The 11,921-nt window shown below is 53.6% G+C and carries 10 protein-coding genes; 5 read left to right on the forward strand and 5 right to left on the reverse strand.

Going from position 1 to position 11,921, the window contains the following annotated elements; all coding sequences use genetic code 11:
* The 5 genes from AC2LB6_RS20295 to AC2LB6_RS20315 all read right to left on the reverse strand — a co-directional run bounded on the left by AC2LB6_RS20295 (nucleotide 1) and on the right by AC2LB6_RS20315 (nucleotide 5,591).
* A complete protein-coding gene (locus tag AC2LB6_RS20295) occupies nucleotides 1–1,293 on the reverse strand; it encodes a lysine N(6)-hydroxylase/L-ornithine N(5)-oxygenase family protein (RefSeq protein WP_490094890.1) in 1,293 nt (430 codons plus the stop codon).
* Between the two features lies 1 nt (nucleotide 1,294).
* Nucleotides 1,295–2,857 (reverse strand): pyridoxal phosphate-dependent decarboxylase family protein, encoded by a 1,563-nt coding sequence (locus AC2LB6_RS20300; protein WP_490094891.1) that lies wholly within the window; start codon nucleotides 2,855–2,857, stop codon nucleotides 1,295–1,297.
* A 550-nt stretch (nucleotides 2,858–3,407) separates the two neighbouring features.
* Nucleotides 3,408–4,781: a PTS ascorbate transporter subunit IIC gene (gene ulaA / locus AC2LB6_RS20305; protein ID WP_490094892.1), complete on the reverse strand. Its 1,374-nt coding sequence runs from the start codon at nucleotides 4,779–4,781 to the stop codon at nucleotides 3,408–3,410.
* A gap of 39 nt (nucleotides 4,782–4,820) precedes the next feature.
* Nucleotides 4,821–5,093, reverse strand: coding sequence for a PTS sugar transporter subunit IIB (locus tag AC2LB6_RS20310; RefSeq protein ID WP_003855084.1), 273 nt, complete (start codon nucleotides 5,091–5,093; stop codon nucleotides 4,821–4,823).
* A 48-nt stretch (nucleotides 5,094–5,141) separates the two neighbouring features.
* A complete protein-coding gene (locus AC2LB6_RS20315; protein ID WP_490094893.1) occupies nucleotides 5,142–5,591 on the reverse strand; it encodes a PTS sugar transporter subunit IIA in 450 nt (149 codons plus the stop codon).
* Nucleotides 5,592–6,167: 576 nt separating this feature from the next.
* Here AC2LB6_RS20315 and AC2LB6_RS20320 point away from each other — a divergent pair.
* The 5 genes from AC2LB6_RS20320 to AC2LB6_RS20340 all read left to right on the forward strand — a co-directional run.
* Complete coding sequence (locus AC2LB6_RS20320) at nucleotides 6,168–6,902, forward strand: GntR family transcriptional regulator (RefSeq protein ID WP_490094894.1); 735 nt, start codon at nucleotides 6,168–6,170, stop codon at nucleotides 6,900–6,902.
* 548 nt (nucleotides 6,903–7,450) lie between these two features.
* On the forward strand, nucleotides 7,451–8,449 hold the full coding sequence (locus AC2LB6_RS20325; protein ID WP_490094895.1) for an MsnO8 family LLM class oxidoreductase: 999 nt from the start codon (nucleotides 7,451–7,453) through the stop codon (nucleotides 8,447–8,449).
* Between the two features lie 19 nt (nucleotides 8,450–8,468).
* A complete protein-coding gene (locus AC2LB6_RS20330) occupies nucleotides 8,469–9,620 on the forward strand; it encodes an amidohydrolase (protein WP_490094896.1) in 1,152 nt (383 codons plus the stop codon).
* Nucleotides 9,621–9,701: 81 nt separating this feature from the next.
* Complete coding sequence (locus tag AC2LB6_RS20335) at nucleotides 9,702–11,015, forward strand: LLM class flavin-dependent oxidoreductase (protein WP_490094897.1); 1,314 nt, start codon at nucleotides 9,702–9,704, stop codon at nucleotides 11,013–11,015.
* 11 nt (nucleotides 11,016–11,026) lie between these two features.
* Nucleotides 11,027–11,921 (forward strand): ABC transporter substrate-binding protein (locus tag AC2LB6_RS20340; RefSeq protein WP_490094898.1); only part of this gene is annotated, 895 nt, incomplete at its 3' end.

Below are 11,921 nucleotides of genomic sequence, written 5' to 3' on the forward strand. Positions count from 1 at the left end.
TCAGTGCTCCGATTTAGCCGGGAAGGTCTGGAAGGCGATCTGACGCTCGATGGGATAAACCTCGCGTCCTGTCAGTTCACGCAGCAGCACAGAGTTGCGGTAGCAGGCCATGCCGAGATCCGGCGTGACAAAGCCGTGGGTATGCAGCTCGGCGTTCTGCACGAAGATCTGATTGTGATGGTCGATGCTGTAGTTGCGCTGCACGTCATAGCGGCCTTTCTCATCCCAGCGCAGGCGGGCGTGGATACCCTCTAAAAACATTGGTGGCTGGTAGTGATAGCCGGTCGCCATCACCAGTCCTTCGGTGCGACGGGTGAAGGTGCAATCCTGCTCCTCCTGATGCAGCGTCAGCTCGAACTCGCCCTGTGGCAGCCAGCGCATGGCGGTCAGCGCCGAATGAGTGAAGAGGTTGACGTTGAGATCGCCGTCGAGCTGTTTGACATACATCAGGTCGTAAATGTCATTGATTAAGCTGCTGTTAATCCCCTTGTAGAGATTCTTGTGACGCGCATTCAGCTCGTCTCGGGTGCTGGCGGGCAGGGCGTGGAAATAATCCACCCACTCCGGCGAGGTCATCTCCAGCGTCAGCTTGGTGTACTCCAGCGGATAGAAGCGCGGCGCGCGGGTAATCCAGTTGAGCTGATAGCCAAAGCGGTCGATATCGGTCAGCAGGTCGTAGTAGATTTCCGCCGCGCTCTGGCCGCTGCCCAGCACGGTAATCGAACGCTTCTGCTGCAGTTCCGCTTTGTTGGCCAGATAGTGGCTGGAATGCGTCAGGCGCTGGCGGTGCGGCTGGCTGCACTCCGGCATCCAGGCTTTTGGCCCGGTGCCGAGCACCAGATGACGCGCCTGATAGCGCTGCTTCTCTCCGCTTCGGGTGTCGGTTACCTGAAGGTCATAGATGCCGGCCGCTTCATCGTAGCTGACATACTCGACGTGGCTGTTCCAGCGCAGGTTGGAAAGGCGCGAGCTGGCCCACTGACAGTACTGGTTATACTCTTTCCGCATCAGGAAGAAATCTTCACGAATATAAAAAGAATATAGTTTCCCTTTTTCCTTCATATAGTTAAGCAAGCTGTAAGGGCTGGTCGGATCGGCGAGCGTTACCAGATCGGCCATAAACGGTGTCTGCAGATGGGCGCTTTCCAGCATCATGCCGGTATGCCAGTCAAAGCCTGGATTCTCATCCAGGAAAATACCGTTCAGTCCCTCAACCGGCTCACTCAGACAGGCCAGGCTCAGGTTGAAAGGACCGATGCCGATGCCAATAAAATCGTAAACAGGATTATTCATTTCAGATCGCTCCCTGATTCGCCGCGCTCAGCGCAGAGGCACGAACCTGCTCGCGGCCATAATGCGCAATCAGGCTCAACACATCTTCGATGTCGGCAATGGTGGTGGTGGGATTCAACAGGGTAAATTTCAGATACTGACGTCCATCGACTTTGGTTCCGGCGATCACCGCATTACCGGAGCGGAAGAGCGCTTTACGGATAGCAGCGTTGATTTCATCGATCTGCGCGTCGCTGGCATGTTTGCCGGGAACGTAGCGGAAAATCTGAGTAGTCAGCTCAGGCGCATGCAGCACTTCAATGGCCGGATGCGCCGTTAACAGCTGGTGAGCGGCCTGTGTCAGATCTATCAGGGTATCGAAGGCATCGCCCAGCGCCGCCGGACCCATCACGCGCAGTGTCAGCCACATTTTCAGCGCATCAAAACGGCGGGTGGTCTGAATGCTTTTGTTGACCAGATTCGGCGTACCTTCCTGCTGTGCACTGAGTGGATTGAGGTAATCCGCATGGTGCGTAACATGCTTCAGGTTATGGCTGTCACGCACAAAGAACGCGCCGCAGCTGACGGTCTGGAAGAACGATTTGTGATAATCGACGGTGACGGAATCCGCGCGCTCAATGCCATTCAGGCGTGAGCGATGGTTCTCAGAGACCAGCAGGCCACAGCCATAAGCGGCGTCAACGTGCATCCACAAACCATAATCGTCACAGAGACGGGCGATTTCCGGTAGCGGATCGATGCTGCCAAAGTCGGTGGTGCCGCTGGTGGCGACCACAGCAATCGGGATTAGCCCTTCACTGCGGCAGCGCGCGATCTCCTGCGCCAGGCACCCGGCGTCCATGCGGTAATGGTCATCGTGATCAACAGCGATAACCGCGTCATAGCCCAGTCCCAGAATCGCCATCGACTTCTGGATGCTGAAGTGGCTGAGTTTCGAGGTGAACACCCGCCATTTCGATGCGGTCTCAGGCAGGCCGCGATGTTTGATCAGGTGTCCCGGATGATGCGCCGAACACCAGCTGTCACGCGCTAGCAGCATAGCCATCAGGTTGGATTGGGTCCCGCCGCTGGTGAAGATCCCATCGGAACCGGCAGGCAGGCCGATGCGGCCAAGCGTCCAGTCGATCACCTTCTGCTCAATCAGCGTGCCGCCTGCGCTCTGATCCCAGGTATCGACCGAGCTGTTCACCGCTGCCATAATCTGCTCTGCCATCAGAGAGGGCAGGACGACCGGGCAGTTCAGGTGCGCCAGGTATTTAGGATGGTGGAACCAGACCGCGTCACGAAGATAGAGCTGGCTCAGCTCCGCAAGCGCATCATCGTTGTTGCCCAGCGGACGATCGAGATCGACTTCGCTGAACTCCGCCGCCAGTTCGTGGGGCAGAATACCACTGAAGGGTTTTTCTACGCCGGTTACCGTGCGGGTCATCAGCGCCAGCACCTCCTGAGTCTGCTGCGACCAGGCCGCCAGTTGCTGATCGTTAAAAATGGCCGTTTCAGCACCGCTGGCATTGGAGGCTGGCGTCAGATCCAGTGCTGCCTGAGTGGATGAGCGTAAAAGCATATTCAGTTCCTGTGCGTTAATACCGATAACCCTGCCGACATAAAGTCAGCAGCGTAGGATGTCCGCTCAACAACTCCAGTAAACATAAAACTAACTAACCAGATAAAAACCCTGCCAATTCTGTGGACCAGGGTTTTCACCTTAAAAAGAGAAAATTCCGCATACTATTTGTGGATATGGCAGCGTTTAACGCTTTGTTATATGCGGATGAGAGTGTAAATGTTAATCATTATCATTCAAATGTTTTGTTGTTAAAATTTATTTATTAGCGAACCTAATGTGAAAAATGTGATGAAGATCACTTTATGCGATCGGAATAGTCCTTTTTTTGGGGGGGTTAGTGCCAGTAAAGGTCAGGTAATGGAGGTTGCGATAAGTGACTACAAATCAGTGGTGGGCAAAAAAGAGCGGAATAGAGAATTTTGTAAACGCTAAGCGAAGTTAATTCTAAAGGGGACCAGGGCGTGATTTAAGCGGAGCCGCTAAGCGATTTAACAGAAACACCCGGAAAGGACTCATTGCCCTTTCCGGGTTGCATTACACGTTCTGATTACCCTGCGTTCGTTTCAGCAGGCACCTTCTTTTTGGCCATGAAGTTATAAATCACTAACAGGCCAAAAATACCGGTGATGATCATGGTGATGGTTCCCTTATTCATAAAGTGAGCCATATTACCCAGCAGGATGCCGGTGACGCCGAAGTCGGTATCCGAGAAAGTGGTGTTGGTCAGTCCAATCTGTCCGAGTACCGGTAGCAGGGCGACAGGCAGGAACGTAATTAACAGGCCATGAGCAAAGGCACCGCAAATCGCCCCGCGCTTGCCACCCGTCGCATTACCAAATACGCCCGCCGTCGCACCACAGAAGAAGTGGGGAACCACACCCGGCAGAATCAGTACCCAATGCAGCTGACCGAGAACAAACAGTCCCACCAGACCACCGACAAAGCTGGAGATAAAGCCAACCAGCACCGCATTCGGGGCATAGGGGAAGACGATCGGGCAATCCAGCGCAGGTCTGGCATCCGGCACCAGTTTTTCTGAAAAGCCAGTAAAGGCCGGGACGATTTCAGCCAGAATTAAGCGCACACCCTGCAGAATGATAAAGACACCCGCCGCAAAGGTGATGGCCTGGATAAAAGAGTAAACCAGGTAGTTCTGACCATTGCTGAAATTAGCCTCTACATATTCTTTACCGGCAGACACCGACAGGATTAAGTAGATAATCATCATCGTCAGAGAGATAGAGATGGTACTGTCGCGCAAAAAACTGAGGTTTTTTGGCATGTTCATCTCTTCGGTGGATTTAGATCCTTTGCCCACTAACGATCCGATCCAGCCTGATAAGACATAGCCAATGGTGCCGGTATGCGCCAGGGCGACCTGGTCACCTCCGATGATTTTACGCATATAGGGCTGAGCGATCGCCGGGAAGGTGGCCATCAGAATTCCCAACAGCAGTGACCCTGTGTAAATAAGCTGAATACCTTCAAAGCCAGCAACCGATAAAATAATTGCGATCATACAGGCCATATAGAACGTAACATGCCCTGAGAGGTAGATATATTTGAGTCGGGTGAAGCGAGCGACAACGATATTGGCGACCATGCCGAAGGCCATAATCATCGTGGTTGGCGCACCATATTTTGCCAGGGCGATAGAGACCATCGCTTCGTTATTAGGAATGATGCCCTGAACATCAAACGCATGTTTGAAAATGTCGCCCAGTGGCGTCAGGGAACCGACCAGAACGGTCGCTCCGCCTGCCAGCACCAGAAAGCCCAGAATGGTTTTTACCGTACCCTTGATGACATCAGGAAACGGCTTTTTCTGCGCAATCAGTCCGAAACATGCCACCAGTCCGACTAATATAGAGGGCACTTTCAGCACGTCGACGACGAACTGCAAAAGATTTTGAGTAAACATATTAACCTCGAGGGTAAGGTGTTTATCTAATTATTAGCGTCAGTTCTTCTCAAAATACTCGCGTATTTTTTGCTCTACTTCTTTCAGGTCTATGATGTTGTTGATGATGATGACTTTCTGTTCCGGAAGATTGGCGCTGTAGGCAATATCTTTCGCCATAACAAAGACATCCGCCACATCGGGGGTGACTGAACCAAGATCCGAATGTTCGACTTCGGCTTCAACACCAATTGTTTTAAGCACCTTCTTGATGTTCATTTCCATCATGAAGCTGCTACCCAGACCCGAACCACATACCGCCATAATTTTCATATCTAACCTCATTATCTGTTGATCAAAAGTCTTGTCTCAGCGGGCAGTTCAGACGCCCGATAAAATCGTCGTGAGCGCTTCTTTGCTGGTGGCATTGAAGAGCTGAGCCATGATCTCTTCATCGGACAGAACCTCTGCCAGTTCGGAAATCATTTCGATATGGCTATTACTGTCCGGCGCAGCAAACATAAATATGGCTTTCACCGGATCGTTCTCATCGGAATCAAACTTCACGGGTGTGCCCAGCAGCACAATCGACAACCCCAGTTTGTGTGCGCCCTGTTCCGGGCGCGCATGAGGCATGGCAATCTGCGGCGCAATTACAAAAAAGGGACCGATCTCCTCTTTTTGCTGAATAATCGCATCAATATAATCCTGCGATATTGCGCCCTCACTGAGCAGAGGACGTCCCGCAATGACTAACGCTTCCTGCCAGCCAGCAACGCTTTCGACGTACTGGATTTTCTCGTTGTTTAACCACTTAGACAGGTGTGACATCGTCTTACTCCTCCTGTTTAAATGCGCAATAGAATTTAACTAAGCGCATAAACCGTGTGGCGTTTGCCTGCTCCCGGTTGCGCATACCTCATCTCATATAAAATTTTCTCAACCGGAACAGAGCCTGTTATGCATTCCGATTTTTCATAAATTCCTGAGCATGTACAGTCAGTTTCCCAGATAACTCCCGATATCACTTTTTTAGATAAACTTCCTGTCAGCAGAGCGACACAAAAACCGAATGTAGTTAAAGGGCATAGAATTCGTAAAATTCATATATTTCATCTGGTTAATAAAAAGCATTTTATCGTTTTTCAGATAAGGTTATATTTCACCCCTTGTCACCAAATCTGTACATGTCAAAGATGTCTAGTCATACTGATGATGTCCTTCGACGTGTACGGACACAACCTGTAAAGTTAAAATATTGCTTATCAGACTTAACATCAGTGCCAATTTGATAAGTTGATCACATATTCAGCTAGCGGAAGTGGTACTCATCCGGCAATGTCAGGCAGAACTGTACTGACACGGATTAGAGGGAGTCTGTCCTTCACTCAAATGGGAAGAAAGCCAATGGTTGATGGCATTACTGAAAAGCAAAAAGAGGTTGTTGATTACATCCTCAATAAAATTAAGGATGATGGCCTTCGACCTGGGGAAAAGCTGGATACTGAAATTTCAATTGCCAAAAATATCGGCATCACACGGGCTACGGTGCGTGAAGCCACTCGCATTCTGGTGGAGCAGCAGAGAATATACCGGGTTAAAGGATCGGGTATTTTTGTGGGTTCTACAGAGGTGAGTAGCCAGGCTCACAGATATCATGTACTTTCACCGTTTGATTACCAGGCTCAGAGAAATGGCCATAAAGGTGTCAGAAAAATCATTTCGGTCAGCATCATCAGGGTGCCTTCAGCGGACATGGCCCAGGCACTGCGTATAAAGAACAGCGATCAGATATATAAAATTTTACGCCTGATGTGTTTCGATGATATTCCGGTTGCGCTGGAACATATTCACCTGCCGGTAAATATGTTTAACAGCATGGAATTCAGCAAGCTGGAAGTCTCCAAATATGCCTACATTGAAGAAGTTACAGGTAAGAAGGTCCAGCTGAGAGATCAGCACTTAACGGCCGTCAATCTTACGGATGCACCATCACTGACTCTGCTTAATTTAGCGGAAGGTGATGCGGTCATTCAGCTTAATGAAACCGTTTTTCTCGACGACGGTGTGCCCTGTGAAGTCAATGTGGCGATTATCAATACGCGGTATTTTCCTCTGAAACAAAATTCGCGGCGGCCTTAGGGATTTAATTATTTATCCCCCCAGGGGATCGTTATTCCTGTGCGCAGGTTTTAATCGATGAGAAACAGGAATTTAAACTTCTCATTACAACAGATGATTCTAATCGCAGGATAAGGTACATATCCCCGCGCTCACCCGGCAGTTGTTATTGTCGCCACAGACGCCATCAATATTTTCAAAATGCTGCTTTGCCTGACTGGCTTTCGTCCACTTATCCTTCCTTTGAAGAATCAAATTAATAATGCCGAACATCTGATGCCTGAAACTCCACCAGCCGCGACCAGGAACCGTTAGCTCCCCATACTTAAGACGATTTTCTGCATAACTTTTCCAGTTCGCTGGTTTTAATCGCATTTTCATCAGGCAATGAACAGCGTTATCCGCGAGATCTTGCTATCACACCCTATTTCAGCGCCGTTACCCTCCTTTTTTCTTTCAGGCCTCGCCATTATGACGAATCCAGGAAATCATAAAACAATATGATGTTTTACCAATAATCGACTGCGCAGCACACTGGTTAGCAACCGGATTGAATAAGGACCAGGTGAATGGCATATCGATTAAGTCTTTTAGATAAGGCGCCCGTGCTGCAGGGCGAGTCGCCCACCGCGGCGCTACAGCGTACGCTGCAACTGGCCCAGCTGGCAGAAGAGTGGGGTTATCACCGCTTCTGGCTGGCGGAACATCACAACACCGCGCAGCTCGCCAGCCCTTCACCGGAAGTGTTGATTGCCTGGATCATTGCCCAGACCCGACATATTCGTGTCGGATCGGGCGGGGTGATGTTGCAGCACTACAGCCCCTATAAAGTGGCAGAGAACTTTAATCTGCTCGCCTCCCTGGCTCCGGGCCGCATCGACCTCGGTGTGGGTAAAGCGCCGGGTGGTTTACCGCTCTCCACCCATGCACTGCAACAGGGCGTCGATGCCGCCAGAAAAGGCACCTTTGCCGAACAGCTTCAGCTGCTGGACAGCTGGCTGAAGCCCGCGCAGGCGCATCCTGACGATGAGGGCTTAGCCGCGACGCCACTGCCGTCACGCCCGGCTAACCGTTTTCTGCTGGGTGCCAGTGAAGAGAGCGCCCGGCTGGCCGCCTCGCTGGGCTGGCAGTTTGTCTTTGCGGCGCATCTTAATGGCGATCGTCAGTTGCTTGAGCACGCGCTAAATACTTTCTCCCGTCTGAGCCACGGACAGCGTGCACTGGTGGCTGTGCAGGTAGTGGTGGCCGATTCACCCGCCGGAGCAGACCTGCTGGTTTCCGGTCTGCGTCATTATCACGTGGCAGTGAAGGATGGCCCAGGCGTCAACGTCGCCAGTCTGGAGCAAGCCGAACGCTATGTGCGTCAGGGCGGTTATCGGGATTACAAAATAGAGCCGCGCACCCCATCACTCCTGAAAGGCACGGCAGCGCAGGTTCATGCCCAGCTGGACGCGCTGCATCATAATTTTGATATCGACGAGTTCGTTATCGACACGCCAATTACCGAGCCGGTTGCCCGCCTGCAGTCACTCGAACTGCTGGCCACGCATCATCTGGTCGCAGCCTGAACCTCAGTGGAGAGTCATCATGAACCATGAGTCACAACTGATTGAATGGCGACGTGAACTGCACACCTGGCCTGAACTGTCGGGTCAGGAGTTCGCGACCACCGCGCGACTGCGGGGCTGGTTAGAGGCTGCGGGTATTCAGCTGCTGGACTATCCGCTTGAGACAGGCCTGGTGGCGGAGATTGGCAGCGGGGATACGGTGATCGCACTGCGCGCGGACATCGACGCGTTGCCGATCCATGAAGCCAGCGGGGTGCGTTTTCACTCCCGTCATCCTGGCGTGATGCACGCCTGCGGTCACGACCTGCACAGCGCGGTGATGCTGGGTGCGGCGTTGCAGCTTAATTCACAGGCCGATCGGTTGCCCGGTCGGGTGCGTATCCTGTTCCAGCCCGCCGAAGAGATTGCTCGTGGGGCGCGTCAGTTTATCGACGCCGGGGTACTGGATGAGGTGCAGGCCATTTTCGGCATGCACAATGAACCTTCGCTGCCCGTTGGCACATTCGCTACCCGCAGCGGAGCGTTCTATGCCAATACGGACAAATTTATTATTCGCGTTAGCGGCAAAGGCGCACATGCCGCGTATCCGGAACAGGGCGTCGACAGCATTGTCACCGCCAGCCAGATCATTCAGGCACTGCAGGGCCTCACCAGCCGCAGCTTCAGTGCGCTGGACAGCCTGGTGCTGAGCATTACCCGCATCGATGGCGGCAAAAGCTGGAACGTGTTGCCGGGCGGCGTTGAGTTTGGCGGCACGGCACGTACCCACGATTTACAGCTGCGTGCGGAACTCGAGCAGCGGGTGCGCACGCTGGTTGAACACTTCGCCGCAGCCAATGGCGCGCAGGCGACACTGAGCTGGCATCCCGGCCCGCCGGTGCTGATTAACGACGCGCACTGGGCGAACTTCAGCATTGAAGTGGCGCAGCAGGCGGGTTATCGGGTGCAGGCCGCCGATTTGCATCTGCTGGGTGAGGATTTTGCCTTCTATCTGCAACAGGTGCCGGGTGCGTTTGTCAGCATTGGCAGCGCCAGTGATTTTGGTCTCCACCACGCCAGCTTTACCCCGGATGAGGCGCTGATCGCCCCCGCCGCTGACTACTTCGCCCGACTGGCCCGCCAGGCGCTGCAACATCTTAATGCGCGATGTCGGGAATCCATTCTGAACTGATTTCATCTGCAGCCCGCTCAATCACGACGGTTCTGATAACCGCCGTCGGGCATCGCTACGACTAAAAAAAGAGAGAGCATCATGACCACAAGACAACTTCGGCTGGGCACTATTCTGCATGGCGCATCGGGAAATATGTCCGCCTGGCGTCATCCGGCAGCGCAGGCCGATGCCAGCATCAACCTGGATTACGCCAAAAAAATCGCCCGAAAGGCGGAGCAGGGCAAGCTCGACTTTCTGTTTGTCGCCGATGGGTTGTTTATTAATGAAAAGTCGATCCCGCACTTTCTTAATCGCTTTGAGCCGCTGACGCTGCTGTCTGCACTGGCGGGCGTTACGGAGCACCTAGGTCTGGTCGGCACCGTTTCCACGTCTTACAGCGAGCCGTTCACCGTGGCGCGGCAGTTTGCCAGCCTCGATCACCTCAGCGGCGGTCGCGCGGGCTGGAACGTGGTTACATCACCACTGGAAGGGTCTGCGAAAAACTTCTCCCGCCAGAAACACCCTGAGCACGCGTTGCGGTATCGCATAGCCGATGAGTATCTGCAGGTGGTGAAAGGCTTGTGGGACTCGTGGGAGCAGGATGCCTTTGTGCGCGACAAAGAGAGCGGACAGTTCTTCGATCCGGCGAAGCTGCACACGCTCGATCATCATGGTGACTTCTTCCAGGTACAGGGACCCTTGAATATCGCCCGCACGCCACAGGGACGTCCGATTATCTTCCAGGCAGGCGCGTCGGATGACGGTAAAAAACTGGCAGCGCGGCATGCTGACGCCATCTTTACCCATCAGCCAACCCGCGAAGAAGCGCAGGCGTTTTATCAGGATGTGAAGCAGCAGCTGGTGGCGAACGGCCGTCAGCCAGAGGATCTGCACATCTTCCAGGGTGTCAGTGTGATTGTTGGCGATGATGCGGAGGACGTGGAGCGCCAGTATCAGACCACGGCGGCGCTGGTATCAATTACCGATGCGCTTAACTACCTTGGGCGTTTCTTCGACCATCATGACTTCTCTCAGTACCCGCTGGATCAGCCTTTCCCGGACATTGGCGACATTGGTCAGAACAGCTTCCGCAGCACCACCGATGAGATCAAACGCAAAGCGCAGCAGCACGGACACACCCTGCGTCAGGCGGCGCTGGAAGCAGCAACCCCACGTCCACTGTTCCACGGCACGCCGGAAGAGGTGGCGGATGGCCTGCAGCAATGGTTCGAGACCCAGGCCGCTGACGGCTTCATCATCAATGGCGGCACGCCTGATACCTTTGAACGTTTTGTCGACCGCGTGGTGCCGATTCTGCAGGCTCGCGGCCTGACGCGTCGTGACTATCCGGGCAGCACCCTGCGCGATAGCTTCGCCCTGAAACAACCCGTTAATCAGTTCACTTCACAATAAGGGCACAAGCCATGAAAACAACATCGCGTCTTCTCGCCCTGCTTGTTCTGGCGGCCAGCAGCCATGCGCTGGCTGAAGAGACCAGCGTCTCCTATAACGGCCAGCGCGTCAGCCTGGAAGCGAATAAAGCCCCGATTAATACCGTGAGAAATCCGGACGCCATCGCGCAGCTGCCTGCCGGTCATCACTTTGTGGTGCCGGGTTCGTTTACCGTGGCGGTCGCAGCACTGAATTCGCCTCCGTTAACGGTCTTTTCCGATGACAATAAAACTTTGCTCGGCAGTGAAGTGGATATCGCCCGGCTGGTCGCCGACAGCCTGGGACTGAAACTCAACGTGGTGCCGACGTCGTGGGAAGACTGGCCGCTGGGCGTGGCGTCGGGCAAGTATGATGCGGCAATCTCCAACATCACCGTGACCAAAGATCGTAAACAGAAGTTCGACTTTGCCACCTACCGCAAAGATTCCCTGGGCTTTTATGTCAAAACCAGCAGCCCGATAAAGTCACTGACCAAAGCAGAAGATATCGCCGGGCTGCGGATCATTGTGGGATCCGGTACCAACCAGGAAGCCATTCTGCTGGCGTGGGATAAAGAGAATCAGGCAAAGGGCCTCAAAGCCTTCACGCCGATCTACGCCAAAGATGACGCAGCCCAGACCCTGGCGCTGCAGGCAGGCCGTGCCGATGCCTATTTCGGTCCCAACGTGATCGGTGCCTGGAAAGCGGCGCTGACCGGTAAAACCCGACTGGTGGGCAGCGTCGATGGTGGCTGGCCAAAAGCGGCGCACATTGCTGTGACGGTGAAGAAAGGCAGCGGGCTGGCTGAACCGATCAGCACCGCGCTGAACGGCACAATCGGCAATGGCGACTATCAGAAGGTGCTGAATCGTTGGGGCGAGGGCGTTG

The sequence above is a fragment of the Pantoea sp. RCC30.1 genome (genome assembly GCF_058148845.1).